Origin of the sequence: Streptomyces sp. NPDC094147, assembly GCF_044764265.1 — a bacterium.
GTDB lineage: Bacteria > Actinomycetota > Actinomycetes > Streptomycetales > Streptomycetaceae > Streptomyces.
Map to the genome: position 1 here is coordinate 1,072,272 of NZ_JBIWHT010000001.1, position 19,892 is coordinate 1,092,163.

General features: G+C 71.8%; 15 protein-coding genes. 7 read left to right on the forward strand and 8 right to left on the reverse strand.

The window, feature by feature from the left end; genetic code table 11:
* Window positions 1–51: 51 nt before the first annotated feature.
* A complete protein-coding gene (locus ACIQ8J_RS04815; RefSeq protein ID WP_403264839.1) occupies window positions 52–981 on the forward strand; it encodes a LysR family transcriptional regulator in 930 nt (309 codons plus the stop codon).
* On the opposite strand, the gene ACIQ8J_RS04820 is transcribed toward ACIQ8J_RS04815, so the two are convergent.
* On the reverse strand, window positions 956–1,252 hold the full coding sequence (locus ACIQ8J_RS04820; RefSeq protein ID WP_403264842.1) for a DUF397 domain-containing protein: 297 nt from the start codon (window positions 1,250–1,252) through the stop codon (window positions 956–958). The two genes, ACIQ8J_RS04815 and ACIQ8J_RS04820, sit on opposite strands and share 26 nt — an antisense overlap.
* Window positions 1,239–2,063, reverse strand: coding sequence for a Scr1 family TA system antitoxin-like transcriptional regulator (locus ACIQ8J_RS04825; protein WP_403264845.1), 825 nt, complete (start codon window positions 2,061–2,063; stop codon window positions 1,239–1,241). The genes ACIQ8J_RS04820 and ACIQ8J_RS04825 overlap by 14 nt, the downstream gene beginning before the upstream one ends.
* Before the next feature lie 111 nt (window positions 2,064–2,174).
* Between ACIQ8J_RS04825 and ACIQ8J_RS04830 the strand changes: the two genes are divergently transcribed.
* From ACIQ8J_RS04830 to ACIQ8J_RS04850, 5 genes are all read left to right on the forward strand, one after another.
* Window positions 2,175–2,396 carry a hypothetical protein gene (locus ACIQ8J_RS04830; protein WP_403264848.1) on the forward strand — a complete coding sequence of 74 codons (222 nt, stop codon included), beginning with the start codon at window positions 2,175–2,177 and terminating at the stop codon, window positions 2,394–2,396.
* A 654-nt stretch (window positions 2,397–3,050) separates the two neighbouring features.
* The gene (locus ACIQ8J_RS04835) at window positions 3,051–4,229 is read left to right on the forward strand and encodes a hypothetical protein (protein ID WP_403264851.1); all 1,179 of its coding nucleotides are present in this window, start codon (window positions 3,051–3,053) and stop codon (window positions 4,227–4,229) included.
* A gap of 278 nt (window positions 4,230–4,507) precedes the next feature.
* Window positions 4,508–4,963, forward strand: coding sequence for a carboxymuconolactone decarboxylase family protein (locus tag ACIQ8J_RS04840; RefSeq protein WP_403264854.1), 456 nt, complete (start codon window positions 4,508–4,510; stop codon window positions 4,961–4,963).
* Window positions 4,964–5,390: 427 nt separating this feature from the next.
* Window positions 5,391–7,331 (forward strand): glycoside hydrolase family 3 protein, encoded by a 1,941-nt coding sequence (locus tag ACIQ8J_RS04845; RefSeq protein WP_403264857.1) that lies wholly within the window; start codon window positions 5,391–5,393, stop codon window positions 7,329–7,331.
* Window positions 7,332–7,361: 30 nt separating this feature from the next.
* Window positions 7,362–8,024 (forward strand): hypothetical protein, encoded by a 663-nt coding sequence (locus ACIQ8J_RS04850; protein ID WP_403264858.1) that lies wholly within the window; start codon window positions 7,362–7,364, stop codon window positions 8,022–8,024.
* A gap of 37 nt (window positions 8,025–8,061) precedes the next feature.
* Here the strand turns inward: ACIQ8J_RS04850 and ACIQ8J_RS04855 are convergent, their stop codons facing one another.
* The 6 genes from ACIQ8J_RS04855 to ACIQ8J_RS04880 form a co-directional block, all read right to left on the reverse strand.
* Window positions 8,062–9,468, reverse strand: a complete 1,407-nt coding sequence (locus ACIQ8J_RS04855; RefSeq protein ID WP_403264861.1) for a S28 family serine protease — start codon at window positions 9,466–9,468, stop codon at window positions 8,062–8,064.
* A gap of 122 nt (window positions 9,469–9,590) precedes the next feature.
* Entirely contained in the window at window positions 9,591–9,968 is a 378-nt protein-coding gene (locus ACIQ8J_RS04860; RefSeq protein ID WP_403607744.1) for a hypothetical protein, read from the reverse strand.
* A 78-nt stretch (window positions 9,969–10,046) separates the two neighbouring features.
* A complete protein-coding gene (locus ACIQ8J_RS04865; protein WP_403264866.1) occupies window positions 10,047–13,787 on the reverse strand; it encodes an ABC transporter ATP-binding protein in 3,741 nt (1,246 codons plus the stop codon).
* A 102-nt stretch (window positions 13,788–13,889) separates the two neighbouring features.
* On the reverse strand, window positions 13,890–15,560 hold the full coding sequence (locus tag ACIQ8J_RS04870) for a thiamine pyrophosphate-binding protein (protein WP_403264869.1): 1,671 nt from the start codon (window positions 15,558–15,560) through the stop codon (window positions 13,890–13,892).
* On the reverse strand, window positions 15,560–16,528 hold the full coding sequence (speB, locus tag ACIQ8J_RS04875; RefSeq protein WP_403264872.1) for an agmatinase: 969 nt from the start codon (window positions 16,526–16,528) through the stop codon (window positions 15,560–15,562). The genes ACIQ8J_RS04870 and speB overlap by 1 nt, the downstream gene beginning before the upstream one ends.
* A gap of 47 nt (window positions 16,529–16,575) precedes the next feature.
* Window positions 16,576–18,060 (reverse strand): sodium:solute symporter, encoded by a 1,485-nt coding sequence (locus ACIQ8J_RS04880; protein ID WP_403264875.1) that lies wholly within the window; start codon window positions 18,058–18,060, stop codon window positions 16,576–16,578.
* 188 nt (window positions 18,061–18,248) lie between these two features.
* On the opposite strand from ACIQ8J_RS04880, the gene ACIQ8J_RS04885 reads away from it, so the two are divergent.
* Window positions 18,249–19,862, forward strand: coding sequence for a PucR family transcriptional regulator ligand-binding domain-containing protein (locus ACIQ8J_RS04885; protein ID WP_403264878.1), 1,614 nt, complete (start codon window positions 18,249–18,251; stop codon window positions 19,860–19,862).
* Window positions 19,863–19,892: the final 30 nt, after the last annotated feature.

Genomic DNA, 19,892 nt, shown 5'->3' on the forward strand with positions numbered 1-19,892 from the left:
TTGATGATGGGATGAAGCATCGCTTAATCCACTTGGCCCCGGGAGGCTCCCGTGCTCGATCTGGCCCGGCTGCGCGCGCTGCACGCGGTCTCCGTCCACGGCTCGGTCGCGGCGGCGGCCGCCGCGCTCGGCTACACCCCGTCCGCGGTCTCCCAGCAGATCACCAAGCTGGAGCGGGAGACCCGTACGACCCTCCTGGAGCGTCGCGGCCGGGGCATCGCGCTCACCGAGGACGCCCTCCATCTCGCGTTCGCCGCACGGGAGTTGCTGTCGATCGTGGAGCGTACGGAGACCACACTCGAAGAGCGGCGCGGGCGGCCCACCGGGCGCCTGACGGTCGGCGCGTTCGCGACGGCGGCCCGGGGTCTGCTCCCCTCCGCGCTCGCCGCCCTCGCGCGCGAACACCCCTCACTGGAAACGCAGTTGTCGGAGGTCGACCCGCACGTCTCCGTCGACCTGGTGGCCAAGGGCGTCATCGATCTGGCCGTCGCCCACGACTGGGACATCGCCCCGCTGCCCGCCCCCGAGGGCGTCGAGCACGCGGCCATCGGCGACGACCACTGCGACATCCTGGTCCCGGCGGGCCACCGTCTGGCGACCCGCCCGGTCGTCCATCGCGCCGATCTCGCCCACGAGCCGTGGATCTGCCAGCCGCCCGGCTCGGTCTGCCACGACTGGCTCGTACGCACCCTGCGCGCCGACGGCCACGAACCCGAACTGCGCCACCAGGCGGCCGAGTACCACACCCAGCTCGCCCTGGTCGCGGCCGGACTCGGCATCGCGCTGGTCCCGCGCCTGGGCCGGGGACCGCTCCCCGAAGGCGTGGTGGCGCTACGCCTGGAGCCCGTTCCGACCCGGCGCCTGTACGCCCTGTGGCGCACCGGCGCGGCCCGCCGCCCCGCGATCACCGCGGCGGTTCAGGCACTCCGGGAGGCCTGGGACGCCCCCGACCGCCTCAGCGACCGAGCGCCCCACTCTTGACCGCCCCGACGAACGAGGTCCAGGCCCCCGGGCCGAACACGACGGCGGGCCCGGTCGCGTTCTTGCTGTCCCGCACGGGTATGCAGGCCGAGCAGCTGTCACTGAACTCCAGGCACTCGCCTCCGCTTTCACCGCTGTACGTCGACTTACGCCAGGTCGCGTAGGCCTCGCTGACTTCCAGGCACTCGCCGCTACTGCCGCCGCTGTAGCTGGACTTGCGCCAGGCGGTCAGCACCGAGGCGTCCGGGATGATCTGCTCACTGCGCTTCATGCTCGTAATCCTCCGCCACGGACCTGATCAGCGCCAGGGACTTACGGTGCGACAGTGCGTCGCCCAGAGCGTGATCGTAAACCTCCTGGCACTGCCGCACCACGGACGGAAGTTCCCACACCCTGCCCGTCTTCAGGCCCTCCACGTACGCGATGGGAGGCAAGTCCGCGAACCACATGAGCGAGACGAAGCCTTCCAGGATGGCGTGGGCGCCCACCGTGAACGGAAGCACGTGCACACGGATACGTCGGCTCTCCCCCAACGCCACGATGTGCCGCAGCTGTTCGCACATCACGGCCGGGCCGCCGATCGGCCGCCGCAGCACCGCTTCGTCGAGCAGCGTCCACACCACGGGCGAGTCGAAGTTGTCGAGTATGCGGGCACGTTCGAGACGAGTGACCAGGAGCCGGTCACGCTCCTCGTTGCTCTTGGGCGGATGTCCGGAGCCAAGCACTTCGCGTGCGTACGCCTCTGTCTGAAGAATGCCCGGCACCATCTTGGGTGCGTACTCCCGAATAACAGTCGCCTGGCCCTCGAACTCCAGCGCCTCCTTGAAGTGTTCAGCCACCTTGCGGCCGTCCAGGGTCGGGAGGAACCGCTCGAAGAACCCGCCCGACGCCAGCACCTGGTCCAGCCTCTGGGCGTCGTCCAGGGACGGCCGCCTTCTCCCCGCCTCGATATGCGCGATGTACGAGCGCGAAATGATCGCCAGCCCGCTCAACTCCTCCTGCGTCAGCCCTGCTTCCTCCCGCCGACGGCGCAGCTCCGCGCCATAGCTCGCACGGGATACGGGATTGTCCTCAATCGCCATGCCCAACTCCCTGATGTGTCAGATGCGTTGACACCGGTTACCCCCTGGCGAGCGTAACCAGGATCACCTCACTCTGTGAGCGAAACAACACACACAGTGAGAGGCGGTGGCATGGGAGCGCACGACGTGGGGGCATACGTCGCCCACACGGGCACCGACGTGTACGGGCCCGGAAAAGTGATCGGCGCCGACGGCGAATGGCGGCGGGTCCGGTTCGTCCACTTCGTCGCGACGATCGCCGTGCGCGATCTGCGCACCGCCTCTCCGCAGGAGGAGGGAGAGGTACGCGCATGGCTGATGCAGAAGGCGGTCCGGCATGGGGGGCGCTGGTAGCGGGCCCGGCACTCTCGTTGCGGGTGTCGCGGGACGGCGGGCGGACGTGGGAGCCGTACGTCATGCCCCGGCCGGGGCATGACGCGGGGCCGCTCGAATCGGCCTGGCGGAACCCGCCGTGCACGTGCTCGCGCTGCGGGAGCGAGTGAACCGTTCCCGTGCCGAGCACCGGGCGCTCTCGATGACGTGAACGGCGGCGAGCAGCCTGTCGCACGGACCGCCGGGGCCAGAAAGGCTTTCGCGGGTCTACGCCCGCCCGGTCGCCGCCCAGTCCACGGCGCAGAGTCTCTCCAGCCCGGCGTACGCCTGCTGGTCGAACAGCTCCCACTGCTCCGTGGGCCACGGTCCCGGGCGAGCGCCTCGACGGGCGCTCCGTCACCCGCCGCCCGTACAGCCCAACGCCCCGCACGAACCAGAATTTCGCCGGATGGGCCCCGAAATACCTACGACTTGCAGCGACATCGGCCACAGACACGGCCCCCCGTCGACCAATAGGCGCCCACCACTTCAGTCCATTCGGGTTATCCCCCAGGACAGTACGAATGGCCCGAATATCCCTTTTGAGCTGTTATGCCTGTATGTGCGTAGCGCATCACACGCCGTGACAGCCAGAACCAATGGCGTCGCGCCGAGGCTCAGAAGGGAACCCGAGTCATGGCATCCGATCCCAACCCCACTCAGGACGAGCGCAACCCCACCCCCATAGGCCCGGGTGACGACCTTCAGTGGCTCCTGCTCAGCGCGGTGGCCACCGCCCGGCCCCTGAACGAGGTCACCTCCCTGGTGCATCTCCTCAACAGGGCGGGTGGATACCCGCGACCGGGCGACCAGGCACTGCGTCTGGCCGCCGTGACCCGCTCCGTGAAGGAGGTCCACCAGCTGATCGCCCTGCTGCACGAGCCCCCGAACTCGGCCCAGGACGCCCAGACGGCTCTGCGCGCGGCCGCGCTGGACCGGCCCATCGAAGACGTGGCCGCCCTGATCGCCAGCTTCGGCCCGGACGGCATCGCGCCCCGCCCGGCCGGCTCCCCCGAAGAGCCGGTGGCCATCGCACCACCCGCCCCGGACGCGGCTGTGGCCGTGGCCGAAGCGCCGCCCATCCCTGACGCGGTAGCCGCGGCCCTGGCCGAAGCGCTGACCGCCCCCATCGCGGTAGCCGCGGCCCAGACCGTAGAGCCGCCCGCCCCCATCCCCGTGACTGCGGCCCAGACCGAAGTACCGCCCGCCTACATCGCGGAAGCTGCGGCCCAGACCGTAGAGCCGCCCGCCCCCATCCCCGCGGCCGCGACCCAAACCGAAGTACCGCCCGCGCCCATCCCCGCGGCCGCGACCCAAACCGAAGTACCGCCCGCGCCCACCGCCGTGGCCGCGGCACAGACCGAAATACCTCCCACCCCCGACGCGGTACCCGCGGCCCAGACCGCGGCCGCGGCGCGGACCGGAGGGCTGCAGCCCGTACGGTCCGTCCTGCGCTGGCCTGCGGCGGTCGCGCTGCTGGTGATCGGCGCGATCCATCTCCCGGCCGACTTCATGGATCTGCGTTCGGAGAACCCGGGGGCAGGCGTGTCCGTGATCATCGCGGCCGTCTGCCTGGCGCTGGCGTGCCTCTTGGCCCTGCACGACCCGCTGTGGGCGTGGATGGCCGGCGCCGGCGCCGCTCTCGGCACCATGGTGATCCATTCACTGGCCGCGGAGCGCCTGCTCAGGAACAGCCTGGGCAGCGAGTTCACGGGCGCCCCCCGGCTCTTGGTGCTCTGCGCGATCATCGCCGCGGTACTGGCCACAACAGTCCTGGCCCGCAAGCTGCGACCCCACACCGTCAACCAGGCCTGACAAACTGCTCCGCCCCTCAATGACGTACCCCTGGCGCCCCCGACACGGGAGCGTCAGGGGTACGTCATTGAGGTGTGTCACCGCGCGTCGTGTCGGCGCGTCCACTGCTCGATGCCCGATGCCGTGCAAGAGCCTGGCGTGCCGCGGTCAGGTCGCGGGTCGGTCCCAACAACCCTCGTCACGAAGAATTTCAGGGCGGGCTGTCACACTCCCGCCGTGCCGCGTGTCAGTGCAGTGAACGCGAACGAAGCGCCACCCACTACACAGGAGTCACTGCCATGCAGGCACGTATCACGAACCCCGCCCAGGTCCTCCCCGGCGCCATGCCCGCCATCCTCGACCTGATCAAGGCCACCAAGGAGGGCGGGGTGCCCGAGTCCACCCTGGAGCTGGTGCACCTGCGGGCCAGCCAGATCAACGGCTGCGCCCCCTGCGTCTACGGCGGGATCGCCAGCTCGCGCAAGCACGGCGTGAGCGAGGACAAGCTGACCACCGTCGTGGCGTGGAGGGAGGCGCCGTACTTCAGCGACGACGAGCGGGCCGCGCTCGCGCTGGCCGAGGCGTCCACCCGGCTGGCCGACCGCGCCGACGCGGTGCCGGACGAGATCTGGGACGAGGCGGCCCGCCACTTCGACGAGAAGGGGCTCTCCGCGATCGTCCTCATGATCGCCGTGACGAACCTCTTCAACCGGCTGAACGCCACCACCCGCCAGATCGCCGGCGCGACCTGGTAGCCACCCGGGGGACTTTCCCCACCCCGCCCCTTCCCGCTGTGACATTCAGCGGCTCCGCCGCGGAGGGGGCTCTGCCCCCGGACCCCCGGTCCTCGCCGGACCAACTGGATGTGGCCGCGCCAATCGGGGCGTCGGCGGAACCCCGTTCCGTCCGCCCCCGTCCAACCCCCGTGCTGCCGGTGAGTCTCCGCAGAGCGGTGTCGGCTCTCGCTGCTGGCCGTGATCGCCGACTCCCCTCTCCAGCCGCCTGCGGCCGGCAGCACGCCGCCACCGGTGCCGCCCCTCCCATCGCGCCGGTGGCGGCGCCCCTCCGGGGCACGCCGGGCGGCTTTGTGCGCATACCCTTGACTGGCAATAACTTTCCGGATATCGGTTCGCCTTGGAAGTTTCTTCCACTTCCCTGGGTACACCGCCGGAAGGAGCGCACGTGCAGCACCGCACTTCAAGACGCAGCCTCCTCACCACCACCGCCGCAGCGGCCGCCATGGCCGCCCTCGGACCCCAGCTCCCCGCGTACGCCGAAGAAGACGAAGCAGGCGGGGCGGAAGAAGCCACAGCAGTCGAAGTGGCCCGCGACGCCCGGCTGCGGGCGGTCATCGCCCGCATGTCCGTCGAGGAGAAGATCGGGCAGCTCTTCGTCATGCGGGTGTACGGGCACTCCGCGACCGCCCCCGACCAGGCCGACATCGACGCCAACCTCCGCGAGCTCGGCGTGCGCGACGCCGCCGAGCTCATCGCCAGGTACCACGTCGGCGGCATCATCTACTTCACCTGGGCGCACAACACCCGCGACCCGCACCAGATCGCCGAGCTGTCCAACGGCATCCAGGCCGCCGGTCTCGCCCAGCGCACTCCGCTGCCGCTGCTCATCGCCACCGACCAGGAGCACGGCACCGTGTGCCGCGTCGGCAGGCCCGCCACGCTCTTCCCCGGCGCGATGGCCGTCGGCGCCGGCGGCTCGGTCCGCGACGCCCGCACCCTCGGCCGCATCTCGGGCGCCGAACTCGCGGCGATCGGCATCCGGCAGGACTACTCCCCCGACGCCGACGTGAACGTCAACCCCGCCAACCCCGTCATCGGCGTACGCAGCTTCGGCGCCGACCCCGGCGCCGTGGCCCGCCTGGTCGCGGCCGAGGTGCGCGGCTACCAGGAGTCCTCCGTCGCGGCCACCGCCAAGCACTTCCCCGGCCACGGCGACACCAGCGTCGACAGCCACACCGGGATCCCGGTGATCACCCACAGCCGGGAGGAGTGGGAGCGGCTCGACGCGCCACCCTTCCGGGCCGCGATCGCCGCCGGGATCGACGCGATCATGACGGCCCACATCCAGTTCCCCGCCCTCGACCCGAGCAACGACCCGGCGACGCTCTCGCGCCCCATCCTGACCGGCATCCTGCGCGAACAGCTCGGCTTCGGCGGGGTCGTCATCACCGACTCGCTCGGCATGAAGGGCGTACGCGACAAGTACGGCGACGACCGGGTGCCCGTGCTCGCCCTCAAGGCGGGCGCCGACCAGCTGCTCGACCCGCCCAGGCTGGACGTGGCCTGGCACGGGGTGCGCGCGGCGGTGGACAGCGGCGAACTGCCCGAGGCCCGGCTCGACGAATCGATCCTGCGCATCCTCCGGCTCAAGGACAGGCGGGGCCTGTTCACCCGCCCGTACGTCACCGCCCGGGGCGTGGACCAGGCCGTCGGCACCCGGGCGCACCTCGCCGCCGCCGACGCGATCGCCGAGCGGACCACCACCCTGCTCGCCGATCCGCACCGGCTGCTCCCGCTCTCCCGGCGGCGCCACCACGACCTCCTCATCGTCGGCGCCGACCCCGCGTCGCCGTCCGGCACGACGGGCCCGCCCACCACCGTGCTCGCCCGCGCCTTCACCGAACTGGGCTTCCGCACCACGGTGTTGCCCACCGGCACGCTGCCGACCCAGACGCAGATCGACGCGGCCGTGGCGGCGGCCGCCGGACAAGACGCGGTGATCGTCGGCACGTACGACGCGGGCGCGGGCGGCGCCCAGAGCAGGCTCGTCGCCGCGCTCGGGGCGAGCGGCGTCCCCGTCGTGCACCTCGCGATCCGCAACCCGTACGACATCGCGTACCTCAGCGGATACGCCGCCTCGCTCGCCACCTACTCCTGGACCGACGTCGAACTCCGGGCCGCAGTACGGGTGTTGGCGGGCCGGGCCGAGCCGCGCGGCCGCCTCCCGGTCGCCGTCCCGCGCGCCGATGATCCAACGCAGGTGCTGTATCCGATCGGCTACGGACTGTCGTACCAGACGTACGCCGCAGACCCCGCCCACTACCCCCATCGGGCGCAAAGACCCCCGGACACCTGGCGCGTTCCCGCTCCGGCGGGTCACGCTTGAGGGGTATCCGGGGGGGTTCTGGGGGGTCGTATGCGTACGTACCGTTTGCGGCGGCATGCTCTGTCGGCGTGTCTGCTGCTGCTCGTCCCGCTGGGCTTCGCCACGGCGTGTCAGAACGCGGCGGGCGGCTCGGCGGCCGAGGGCAAACTCGCGGCCGCGACGCCTGCGGCGAGCCCGCCGCCCGACGCCGCGGCGACGTTCCTCGCGACCGGTCACTGCGCCTCGCGCGAGGGGGCGGTGGGCGACACCAAGGACTTCCACGATGTGGCGTGCACCAGCGAGCGGGCGGTGGCGCGGGTGCTGGTCCGGCGCGACGGGGCGGTGTCGAAGGGCGCGGCCGTGATGTGCCCGCTCGACACGGACTTCGTGCTGTACGTCGCCGAGAGCCGGCCCTCGGCGAACGAGAACGGTGACGGCAGTGTGTCGCGCGGCTATGCGTGCATGCGCAACCTGGAGCCGCCGCATCCCGGGGATCCCGGGATGGGGGGTGGGCCGTACACGGTGGTCGGGGACTGTGTGTACGACGCGGGGGCGGAGCTGGTGAAGGAGACCCCGTGCGACGGCTCGGGCCGAGCACCCCAGTTCAGGGTGGTGTCGGCCGTGCGCCGCCGCGCGGAGTGTCCGCCCGCGACGGTGCTGTACGTCCAACTGACGGGCGGGGAAGGGGCGGTGGGGTGCGCGAGGCGGATCTGATGTCCCCCACCCCGCCCCTTCCCGGACCGGGAGTGTCCTACGGGTGCAGGACCGGCTCCCGGTCGATCGGCTGGTCGTCCAGCTTCGCGTCGAACGTGGCCCGGGGCTTGGCCGGGGCGTCCGCGAGGCCCGCCCAGCGGAGGATGGAGGAGGTGGCCGACGCCTTCTCCTTCGCCGCCAGCATCGAGACCTTCGAGCCGTGGTTGCCGCCCGCGACCGTGTAGACGTACGAGTCGCGCGCCCCCGCCCCGAGGCCGAACCGCTCCGCACCCCACGGGTCGTTCTGCCCGTAGACGTACAGCATGTGGTCGGCGCGGTGCCGCACCCAGTTGTCGATGTCCCGCATCACCCACGGCTGGAACCGCATCGGGATGTCCCGCGGCACGAAGTTGCGCGGCGGCTGGTAGCCGTACCGGCTCAGGTCACCGAGCCAGGGCTGCTTGATGGTGGGCGAGCCGAGCTGCGTACCGGCCTGGTAGTAGTACGCCGTGTACGGGGCGAGACCCTGGTCGGTGTAGAAGGAGAACCCGGAGATCGTGTCGACCGAGTCCCAGATCGCCTGGTCGGTGGCGTGCGCCGGGTCCGCCGGGATCGTGGAGCAGTCAGCGAGCAGGTGGTACTGCCAGAAGCCCCACACGTAGTCGAGCACCACGGCCTCGTACGCCTTGTCGAGCGTGCCGACGGTGCTGAAGGTGTAGCCGCCCGCGGCCGCGTACTGCCGGTACTTCTTCTCCAGCGGCGTCCGGCGCACCAGCGCCTCGCGCTGCACGCCCTCCAGCTTGTCGCGGCACTCCTTGGTGCCGACGGTCTGGAAGAACCGGTCGTAGGCCGAATCCTCGTTGTTCACCACGTCGTTGGGGGCCACGTACGCGACGACGCCGTTCATGTCGCGCGGGTAGAAGCGCTTGTAGTACGTGGCGGTCATGCCGCCCTTCGAACCGCCGGTGGTCAGCCAGTTCTTGGTGTAGACGGGCTTGAGGGCCTGGTAGATCGCGTGCTGGTCGGTGGCGGCCTGCCAGATGTCGTCCTTGGACCAGTCGGCGGGCGTCGGCCGCGACGGCGAGAAGAACCGGTACTCGACGGAGACCTGGTTGCCGTCGACGATCTGCGTCGGCTCGCTGCGGCCGGGCGTCGTGGAGACGTTGTAGCCGCTGGTGTACATGACCGTGGGCCGGTCGGTGTCCTTGTGCAGCAGGGTGATCCGCTGCTGGAAGGTGGCCCGGCTGTACGGGTTGCGGTGGTCGACCTGCTGGGTGAAGTTCAGTACGAAGTAGCGGTAGCCGCTGTACGGCTTCTCCTCGATCAGACTCATCCCGGGTATCGCCAGGATGCGGTCCTTGATGTCCGGCTCCGCGGCGGTAGCCGTGCTGGCCGTGGCTCCCGCCGCGGTCATCGTGCCTATCAGCACGACGAGCGACAACAGCCATCTGAGCGCCTTGCGCATTCACCCTCCCCTGTGCGGCCCCTGTGGGCACGGAACGTGCCCCGTGAACCTAGCGGGGGCAACACCCGCCCCGCCAGACCCAGTTGACCTTCACAGAGGGTGCGCGTCGGGCGCGCGGAGGCTCAGCAGACCCAGCCGGTGTCCGCCGATCCCCCGGCTATCGCCGCGGTGGCCCGTACGCAGCGGTTGCCGGAGTGCACGGTGATCGGGCCCGCCAGTTTCGTGTAGCTGCCCGAGTCGCCGGCCGGGGCGCCGCCGCGGGCCTGGACGGTCACCGACATCTGGCGCCTGGGGCCCGGGTTCTTGGCGGCGGCCACCGCGCACGCGTACCCGTTGCCCTTGTACAGCCGCAGCTCGCCCGTGCTGAACGCGACCGCCTTCACCGGACGCCCCGCGCACGCCGCCGCCGCGTCCGCGCTGCCGCCGGCCGGTCCGAACACGACGAACCCGCCGGCCGCCGCGAGCACGGCCAGCGCCGGCCCGAGGAGCTTCCTGTCCACAACCCCATCGAACACGCTTGCACCCTTCCACCACCTGAGCGTTTGTGAGGTGGGACGCGGACAGGTGCCCGACGGTTCTCAGACCGCGGCCATCGACTCGCCCTCGTCCTCGTCCTGGCCGATGAAGGTGCGCCACAGGCGCGCGTACTGGCCGTCAAGGGCGAGGAGTTCGTCGTGGGTGCCGTCCTCGGCGACCCGGCCGTGGTCCATCACGATCACCCGGTCCGCGCGGGCCGCCGTGGTCAGGCGGTGGGCGACGACCAGGGTGGTGCGGCGGCCGGTGAGCCGGTCGGTGGCCTGGTTGACCTGGGCCTCGGTGGCGAGGTCGAGGGCGGCGGTCGCCTCGTCGAGCAGGAGGATGTCCGGGTCCACGAGCTCCGCCCTGGCCAGCGCCATCAACTGCCGCTGTCCCGCGGACAGGTTGCGCCCGCGCTCGGCGACCTCGTGGAGGTAGCCGCCGTCCAGGGTGGCGATCATGTCGTGCGCGCCGACCGCGCGGGCCGCGGCCTCCACCTGGGCGTCGGTGGCCTCGGGGCGCCCGTACGCGATGGCGTCCCGGACCGTGCCCTCGAAGAGGTACGCCTCCTGCGGCACCACGCCCAGCCGGTGCCGGTAGGCGGTGATGTCCAGGTCGCGCAGGTCCGTGCCGTCGGCGGTGACCCGCCCGCCCGTCGGATCGTAGAAGCGGGCGACCAGCTTGACGAGGGTGGACTTCCCGGCGCCGGTCTCGCCGACGAAGGCGACGGTCTGCCCGGCCGGTATCCGCAGCGCGACCCCCTTCAGCGCCTCCTCGTCGTCGCCGTACGCGAAGTCGACGTCCTCGAAGGCTATGTCGCCGCGCAGCGACAGGACGTCGAGCGGCTCGGCGGCCGCGGCCGTGGAGGTCTTCTCCTGGAGCAGTTCCTGGATCCGCTTGAGCGAGACGGCCGCCTGCTGGTAGCCGTCGAAGACCTGCGAGAGCTGCTGTACGGGGGCGAAGAACAGGTCGATGTACAGCAGGTAGGCGACCAGGGCGCCCGTGGTGAGGGTGCCGTGGTCGACCCGGCCCGCGCCGACGATCAGCACGGCCGCCGCGGCCACCGACGAGAGCAGCTGCACGAACGGGAAGTAGACCGATATCAGCCACTGGCCGCGCACCCGGGCCTGCCGGTAGTGGTCGCTGCGCCCGGCGAACCGCTCGGCCCCGTCGCGCTCGCGGCGGAAGGCCTGCACGATGCGCAGCCCGGACACCGACTCCTGGAGGTCGGCGTTGACGACGCTGACCCGCTCGCGGGCGAGTTCGTAGGCCTGCACGCTCTTCTTGCGGAAGAAGTAGGTGCCGACGACGAGCAGCGGCAGCGTCGCGAAGACGACGAGCGCGAGCTGGATGTCGATGAAGAGCAGCGCCACCATGATGCCGAAGAAGGTGACGACGGAGACGAAGGCGGTGACCAGGCCGGTCTGGAGGAACGTGGACAGCGCGTCCACGTCCGTCGTCATGCGGGTCATGATCCGGCCGGTCAACTCCCGCTCATAGTAGTCGAGTCCGAGCCGCTGGAGCTGGGCGAAGATCTTCAGGCGCAGGGTGTAGAGGACGCGTTCGCCGGTGCGTCCGGTCATCCGGGTCTCGCCGGTCTGGGCGAGCCACTGGACGGCGACGGTGAACAGCGCGAGCCCGGAGGCGGCCCACACCGCGCCGATCGCGAGCCGGGTGACGCCCTGGTCGATGCCGTGCCGGATGAGGACCGGCAGGAGCAGCGACATCCCGGCGTCGACGGCGACCAGGAGCAGGCTGGCGAGCAGCGGGAGTCCGAAGCCGCGCAGCAGCCTGCGCAGCCCGTAGGAGTCCTCGGCCTTGACGGCCTTCGCCTCGTCGATGCCGGGGGTGTCGGTCGCGGGCGGCAACGCCTCGACCTGGGCGAGCAGTTCGGGGGTGGCGGGCATTCCGCCGGGGGCCGACGATTCCGGCTTCTCCTCGCGTACCCACAGCTGCGGGGTGATGCCGCGCTCGGCGTCGAACTCGGCGTCGAGTTCGTCGCGTACCCAGCGGTCGTCGTCCTCCAGGGCCGGGGCGGACGGGACGTGGCCGGGCGATACGGCGCCGAGTTCGTCGGGGTCGGTGAGCAGCCGGCGGTACAGGGCGCTGTCGCGCTGCAGTTCCTCGTGGGTGCCGATGGCGGCGAGCCGTCCGCGGTCGAGGACGGCGATGCGGTCGGCGAGGCCGAGGGTGGAGCGGCGGTGGGCGATGAGGAGGGTGGTGCGGCCCGCCATGACCGACTTCAGGGCCTCGTGGATCTCGTGCTCGACGCGGGCGTCGACGGCCGAGGTCGCGTCGTCCAGGACGAGAAGGCGGGGGTCGGTGAGGATCGCGCGGGCGAGCGCGACGCGCTGGCGCTGGCCGCCGGAGAGGGTGAGCCCGTGCTCGCCGACGGTGGTGTCGTACCCCTCGGGGAGTTCGGCGATGAACCGGTCGGCCTGGGCGGCGCGCGCGGCCTTCTCGATCTCCTCCTGGGTGGCGTCCGGCTTTCCGTAGGCGATGTTGGCGCGCACGGTGTCGGAGAACAGGAAGGAGTCCTCCGGTACGAGTCCGATGGCGGACCGCAGCGATGAGAGGGTCAGCTCGCGCACGTCGTGGCCGCCGACCAGGACGGCGCCGTGCGAGACGTCGTAGAAGCGGGGCAGGAGCAGCGAGACGGTGGACTTTCCGGAGCCGGACGAGCCGACGACGGCGACGGTCTCGCCGGGGCGGATGTCGAGCGAGAACCCGTCGAGGACGGGCCGGTCGGCGTCGTACCCGAAGCTGACGGCGTCGAATTCGACGGTGGCGGGGGCGTCGGCCGGGAGTTCCTTCGTGCCGTCCTCGATCGACGGCTCGGTGTCGATGAGCTCCAGGACCCGCTCGACGCCGGCCCGCGCCTGCTGTCCCACGGTGAGCACCATGGCGAGCATCCGGACCGGCCCGACGAGCTGGGCGAGGTAGGTGGAGAAGGCGACGAAGGTGCCGAGCGTGATCTCGCCGCGGGTGGCGAGCCAGCCGCCGAGCGCCAGCATGGCGACCTGGCCGAGGGCGGGGACGGCCTGGAGGGCGGGGGTGTAGCGGGAGTTCAGCTTGATGGTGCGCAGCCGCCCGGCGAAGAGCCTGCGGCCGACCTCGCGGAGCTTGCCGGTCTCCTGGTCCTCCTGCCCGAAGCCCTTGACGACCCGGACCCCGGACACCGCGCCGTCGACGACGCCCGCGACGGCGGCGGCCTGCCCCTGGGCGTACCAGGTGGCGGGGAACAGCCGGGTGCGGCTGCGCTTGGCGATGAACCAGAGCGCGGGCGCGACGGCGAGTGCGACGAGGGTGAGCAGCGGCGACAGCCAGGCCATGATCACGAGCGAGATCACGAAGAGCAGTACGTTGCCGATGGTCATCGGGAGCATGAAGAGCAGGCCCTGGATCAGCTGGAGGTCGCTGGTGGCCCGCCCGACGACCTGCCCGGTGGACAGCTCGTCCTGCCGCCGCCCGTCGAGCCGGGTGATCGTGCGGTACATCTCGGTGCGCAGATCGTGCTGGACGTCGAGGGCGAGGCGCCCGCCGTAGTACCGCCGGATGTAGGTGAGCCCGTACACCACGACGGCGCAGGCTATGAGCAGCCCGGTCCAGACGGCCAGCGAGCGCGTGTGGTGCCCGATGACGTCGTCGATGACCACCTTGGTGATCAGTGGGACGAGCGCCATGACGGCCATGCCGCCGAGCGACGACCCGAGCGCCAGCAGCGCATTGCGCCGGTAGTGCCAGGCGTACCCGGTGAGCCTGCGCGCCCACCCCTGCTCCGCAGCCCGCTCAGCCGACGCCACCGATGCCTCCCGTTGTTCAGCCCTACCGCAAGACCCAACACGCGGGCCTGCGGATTTCATCCCGGCGCAACAAATACGGGACGCAAGGCCCAGGACCCCACCTCACAGGTGGGTGGGCGCGAACATCTTCAGGAGGGCGGGCAGTACGACCACCGAGGGGCCCGGGGCGGCCAGCGCCTTGGACAGGTCGGCGCAGAGGGTGTCCGGGGTGGTGCGGACGGCGGGGACGCCGAAGGATTCGGCGAGCGCGACGAAGTCGGGGCGGGCCAGTTCGGTGGCCGTGGCCTCGCCGAAGGTGTCCGTCATGTACTCGCGCAGGATGCCGTAGCCGCCGTCGTCCACGATCAGCCAGGTGACCGGCAGGCCGTACTGCCTGGCCGTGGCGAGCTCGGCGATCGAGTACATCGCGCCGCCGTCGCCCGACACCGCGAGGACGGGCCGGGTGCGGTCCGCGGCGGCCGCGCCGAGCGCCGCCGGGAAGCCGTAGCCGAGGCCGCCCGCGCCCTGCGCCGAGTGCATCGCGCCGGGCCACGCCGACCAGGCCCAGTAGGCCAGGATCGTCATGTCCCAGAAGCTGGGGGTGCCCGCGGGGAGCGCCGCGTGGACGGCGGCCAGGATGTCCTGCTCCGCGCCGAGGTCCTGCGCGTCGATACGGGCCCGGACCTTCGCCAGTACGGAACGTACCGACTCGGCCGCCGTCGGGTCCCTGCGCTCCGGGACCGTTTCGAGCAGGGCCTGCAACGCGATCCGCGCGTCCGCGTGGATGCCGAGCGCCGGGTGGTTGGACTCCAGCTTGCCGAGGTCCGCCTCGATCTGGACGATCCGGCCCCGGGGGCGGAACGTGTGGTAGTTGGACGAGAGTTCGCCCAGGCCCGAGCCGACCACCAGCAGGACGTCCGCGTCCTGAAGGAAGTCCGTGGTGTGGCGGTCCTCCATCCACGACTGGAGCGAGAGCGGGTGCTGCCACGGGAAGGCGCCCTTGCCGCCGAAGGTGGTCACGACCGGCGCGTCCAGCTTCTCGGCGAGCGCGAGGAGCTTGCCCGAGGCGTCGGAGCGTACGACTCCGCCGCCCGCGATGATCACCGGGCGGGCCGCCTTCGAGAGCAACTCGGCCGCCACCGCGGTCAGTTCGGGGCGCGGGAGCAGGTCCTCGGGGTAGGCGTCCATGGCCGTGACGACGGGCAGCGCCGTCCGGGCGAGCAGCACGTCCTGCGGGATCTCCACCCAGACCGGCCCGTGCGGGGCGGTCAGCGCCGACTCCCAGGCGGCCGCGATCGCGGAGGGGATCTGCGACTGGCTGCGGACGGTGTGCACGGACTTCACGACGTCGCGGAAGGACGCCTTCTGGTCGCGGAGCTCGTGCAGATAGCCGTGCCGTCCGCCGCCAAGTCCCGCCGTGGGCACCTGACTTGAGATGGCGAGGACCGGCGAGGAGGCGGCCGCCGCCTCCTGGAGCGCGGCGAGCGAGGTCAGCGCGCCGGGGCCGGTCGAGAGCAGCAGCGGGGCCGCCTCGCCGGTGATCCGGCCGTACGCGTCGGCCGCGAACCCCGCGTTGTTCTCGACCCGGAGCCCGACGTAGGTGAGGTCCGAGCGGCGCAGCGCGTCGAACATGCCGAGCGCGTGCTGGCCGGGCAGCCCGAACACGGTGGTCGCGCCGAGCCCGGCCAGCGTCTCCACGACCAGGTCACCGCCGTTGCGTCCGGCGGGAGGGTTCAGCGCGGCCGCGGTCTGCGCCGCGGTGGGGCGCAGGACGATGTCGTGGTCGTGGGTCATCAGGCGGTCCGGGAGGCCGCGATCTGGCGGGACATGATCGTGGTGAGCTCGTACGCGGTGTGCGAGGCGGCCACGCTGGTGATCTCGGCGTGGTCGTAGGCCGGGGCGACCTCGACGACGTCGGCGGAGACCAGGTTGCAGGACGCGAGCCCGCGCAGGATCTCCAGGAGTTCGCGCGAGGTCATGCCGCCGGCCTCGGGGGTGCCGGTGCCGGGCGCGTGGGCCGGGTCGAGGCAGTCGATGTCGATGGAGATGTACAGCGGGCGGTCGCCGATGCGCTGGCGGAGCTGGTCGGCGACCTCGTCGGCGCCGCGCCGGTAGACGTCGGCGGAGGTGACGATGCCGAAGCCCATCTTCTCGTCGTCGGTGAGGTCCTGCTTGCCGTACAGCGGGCCGCGGGTGCCGACGTGGGAGAGCGCCTCGGTGTCGAGGATGCCCTCCTCGACGGCCCGGCGGAACGGGGTGCCGTGGGTGTATTCGGCGCCGAAGTAGGTGTCCCAGGTGTCGAGGTGCGCGTCGAAGTGGAGCAGGGCGACCGGGCCGTGCTTCTTGGCCACCGAGCGCAGCAGCGGCAGCGCGATGGTGTGGTCGCCGCCCAGCGTCATCAGGCGGGCGCCGGTGCCGAGCAGGTCGTCGGCGGCGGCCTCGATGGTGTCGACGGCCTCGTTGATGTTGAACGGGTTGGCCGCGATGTCACCGGCGTCGGCGACCTGGGCGAGCGCGAAGGGCGAGGCGTCCTGCGCCGGGTTGTACGGGCGCAGCAGGCGCGAGGCCTCGCGGATGGCGTTGCCGCCGAAGCGGGCGCCGGGCCGGTAGGAGACCCCGGAGTCGAAGGGCACACCGACGACGGCGACATCGGCGGTGCCGACCTCGTCGAGGCGGGGCAGCCGGGCGAAGGTCGCGGGTCCGGCGTACCGCGGGACGCGGGACGAGTCGATCGGACCGCGCGGCGTTTCGTTGCTGCTCATCTGAATTGCCCTTCGTTTCAGCGTTTATGCGCTTTATCAGTGTGACTCTAGCTGTGCGCCGGCGCCGCGTCGGCGGCCGGCTGCGCGGGGTCCGGACCGGCGTCCGGCCCGGTGTTCCGCCCCGCGAGCCGTTCGCGCCAGCGGGCGAGCACCGCGGCGTCGGTCGGCTCCGTCGCGTACGACACGAGGACGTACACGAGCAGCGAGGCGAGCAGTCCGTAGTAGACGGGCTCGTTGGCGAGGATGCCGTACCTGACCATCAGCGCGACGACCGCGAGGCCGCCGACGGCCACGGAGGCGAGCGCGCCCGCCGCGGTGCCGCGCTTCCAGAGCAGCCCGCCGAGGATGGGCACAAGGAGTCCGCCGACCAGCAGGTCGTAGGCGACGGTGAGGCCCTCGACGACGCTGCTGAGCCGGGTCGCGATGACGATCACCGCGATGCCCATGATCAGGACGAAGACGCGGTTGCCCCTGACTTCGTCGTGGTCGGGGGAGCCCCCGGCCGTGCCCCGCAGCCGCGCCCAGATGTCGTTGTTGGCGACGGTGGCCGAGGCGATCAGCGCGCCGGACGAGGTCGACATCACGGCGGCGAGGGCGGCGGCGAGCACCAACCCCCTTACGCCGACGGGGAGTTCGTCCTTGACGATGGTGGCGAAGGCGTCGTCCGCGCTGCCGAGCTTCGGGTAGAGGACCTTGGCAGCGGTGCCGATGACGGCGCCCGCGACGGCGTAGAGCAGGCAGTACGTACCGGCGACGGTGCCGCCGAGGCGGGCGACCCTGTCGCTGCGGGCGGTGAACACCCGCTGCCAGATGTCCTGCCCGATCAGCATGCCGAAGGTGTAGATCAGGACGTACGTGAAGATCGTCTCGCCGCCGATGCCCAGCGGGTCGAAGTACTCGGTGGGCAGCTTGGTCTCCATCGCGCCGAAGCCGCCGGCCTTGACGACGGCGATGGGGAGCAGCAGGAGCAGCACTCCGATGGTCTTGACCACGAACTGCACCATGTCGGTGAGCGTGATCGACCACATGCCGCCGAGCGTCGAGTACGCGACGACGATCGCGCCGCCGAGGATGATCGCCACGGTGCGGTCGAGGTCGAAGAGGACGTCGAAGATGGTGGCGTACGCGATGGTCGAGGTGACCGCGAGCATCAGGGTGTAGGCCCACATCACGATGCCGGAGATGAGCCCGGCCCGGCCGCCGTAGCGCAGGTCGAGCATCTCGGAGACGGTGTAGACCTTCAGGCGGGCGATGCGGGCGGAGAAGAAGACGCTGAGCGCGAGCAGGCCGAGTCCGATGGTGAGCACCATCCACGCGCCGGACAGGCCGTACTTGTAGCCGAGGCCCACACCGCCGATGGTCGAGGCGCCGCCGAGCACGATGGCGGCCATGGTGCCGGAGTACATGGCGGGCCCGAGACGGCGCCCCGCCACCAGGAATTCCGATTTCGACCTGGCGCGGCGCATGCCCCACCAGCCCATCGCCAGCATCCCGGCCAGATAGACGACGATCACTGTGTAGTCGACGGCCATGCGGGGCCCTCCTTCGCGCTCACTCGGTGGCGTGTCGTGCAGGGGGAATCGAGGTTGTGTCGGCTCTTCGCGGGGACATCCGCCCGTACCCGCGGCCGCCGGTCGGCACGACCCTAGGTGGCCGGAAAGCAACGCTGAAGTGTACGTTTCCTACACTCCCGACGCTGCCGATGGATGGATCGTCCACCATGCCGGAACCGACCGCTCCGCCCACTCCGCCCATCGCGCTGGCCGCCCTGCTGGCCCGCGCCGACCTCGGGCTGCGGCAGATCGCGGGGCCGCCGGACGCCGACATCCACTGGGTGCACACCTCGGAGATGGCCGACCCGTACCCGTATCTGCTCGGCGGCGAGCTGCTGATGACGGCGGGTGTGCAGCTCGCCGACCCCGACCGCTATGTGTCCCGGGTCGTGGCGGCGGGCGCGGCGGCGCTGGGCTTCGGGGTGGCGCCGGTGTACGAGGCGGTGCCGCCCGCACTGGTCGAGGCCTGCGAGCGGCATGGGCTGCCGCTGATCGAGGTGCCGCCGCGTACGACGTTCTCGGGGGTGGCGCGGGCGGTCTGGCTGCTGATGGCGCGGGCGCGCCACGACGAGCTGCGGCGGGTCGGGGAGGCCCAGCGCGCGCTGGCCGCGGCCGCGGGGCGCCCGGATCCGGTTCCGGCGGTGCTGCGGCAGCTGGCGGGGCGGCTCGGGGGCTGGGCGTCGCTGGTGACCGCGGAGGGGGCGGTGCTGTACGCGGCGGGGGCGGAGCCGGCGGGCCCCGCCCTGGAGGGGGTGCGGCGGCTGGTGCGGGTGGTGGCGCCTTCGGCGGACCTTCCCCACCCCGCCCCTTCCCGAAAGCCTCCGGCGGTGGATGGGCCGGCTGCGGGCCGGCGGGCACGGGGCTCTGCCCCGCAACCCTCTCCTCAAGCGCCGGAGGGGCTTGAGGAGCGGCCGATGGGCAATCCCCCGGAGGGTCCCGGGAAGGGGCGGGGCGGCGGGGTCGCGCCGAAGGCGCTGACCGCCACCGACTCCGTCGGCGAGACCCATCTCGCGGCCTACGCCCTCGCCGGCCCCCGAGGGCTGACTCTCGCCGTCGCCACCGCCCACCGCGCCCCCGGCGACCACACCGTCTCCGGCGTCGCGGCCGTACTCCTCACCCTGCTCACCGCCGAGCGGCAGGGGGCCGATGAGGCCGCGCGGTCGGGGGCGCTGGTGCGGCTGCTGCTCGGCGGCGCGGCCGACGAGGTGGCGCCGCTGCTCGGTGACGGTCCCTGGGTGGTCGTGCATGCCCGGGGGCAGGGCGCCCCGCCCGATTTGGGGACCCCGCTCCTCGATGCTGGCCGAGACCTCGTGCGGGGCCTCGTGCCGGCGGGCGTCGATGTCGACCCGCACCCCGGCTGGACCCTCGGCGTCAGCGCCCCGGCCGGGATCGGCGCGCTCGCCGTCGCCGACACCCAGGCCGCCCGCGCCCTCCAGCGCGCCGAGGCGACCCGGGTGCCGCTCGCCTGCCACCGGGCCGCCGGGTTCGGCACGCTGATGGACCCGGCGGAGGCCGCCGCGTACGCACGCGAACTGCTCGCCCCGCTGAGCGACCCGCTGCGCACCACCCTGCGCAACTGGCTCTCGCTGCACGGCAGTTGGGACCGCACCGCCGTCGCGCTCGGGGTGCACCGCAACACCGTGCGCCAGCGGATCGCCCGCTGCGCGGCGCTGCTCGGCAGCGATCTGGACGACATGGACGTACGCACCGAGCTGTGGCTGGCGCTCAGAAGTGCTGAGGCTCACTCTGGACAGCCCGGTGACTGGCGGGTAACTTCGTAATTCAACCCTGAGCAAGCGCTTAGCCAACTG

Coding starts and splice junctions, on each gene's coding strand:
- ACIQ8J_RS04820 (WP_403264842.1), bottom strand. CDS start 1,252: ATGAAGCGCAGTGAGCAGATCATCCCGGACGCCTCGGTGCTGACCGCC.
- ACIQ8J_RS04825 (WP_403264845.1), bottom strand. CDS start 2,063: ATGGCGATTGAGGACAATCCCGTATCCCGTGCGAGCTATGGCGCGGAG.
- ACIQ8J_RS04830 (WP_403264848.1), top strand. CDS start 2,175: ATGGGAGCGCACGACGTGGGGGCATACGTCGCCCACACGGGCACCGAC.
- ACIQ8J_RS04835 (WP_403264851.1), top strand. CDS start 3,051: ATGGCATCCGATCCCAACCCCACTCAGGACGAGCGCAACCCCACCCCC.
- ACIQ8J_RS04840 (WP_403264854.1), top strand. CDS start 4,508: ATGCAGGCACGTATCACGAACCCCGCCCAGGTCCTCCCCGGCGCCATG.
- ACIQ8J_RS04850 (WP_403264858.1), top strand. CDS start 7,362: ATGCGTACGTACCGTTTGCGGCGGCATGCTCTGTCGGCGTGTCTGCTG.
- ACIQ8J_RS04855 (WP_403264861.1), bottom strand. CDS start 9,468: ATGCGCAAGGCGCTCAGATGGCTGTTGTCGCTCGTCGTGCTGATAGGC.
- ACIQ8J_RS04870 (WP_403264869.1), bottom strand. CDS start 15,560: ATGACCCACGACCACGACATCGTCCTGCGCCCCACCGCGGCGCAGACC.
- speB (WP_403264872.1), bottom strand. CDS start 16,528: ATGAGCAGCAACGAAACGCCGCGCGGTCCGATCGACTCGTCCCGCGTC.
- ACIQ8J_RS04880 (WP_403264875.1), bottom strand. CDS start 18,060: ATGGCCGTCGACTACACAGTGATCGTCGTCTATCTGGCCGGGATGCTG.
- ACIQ8J_RS04885 (WP_403264878.1), top strand. CDS start 18,249: ATGCCGGAACCGACCGCTCCGCCCACTCCGCCCATCGCGCTGGCCGCC.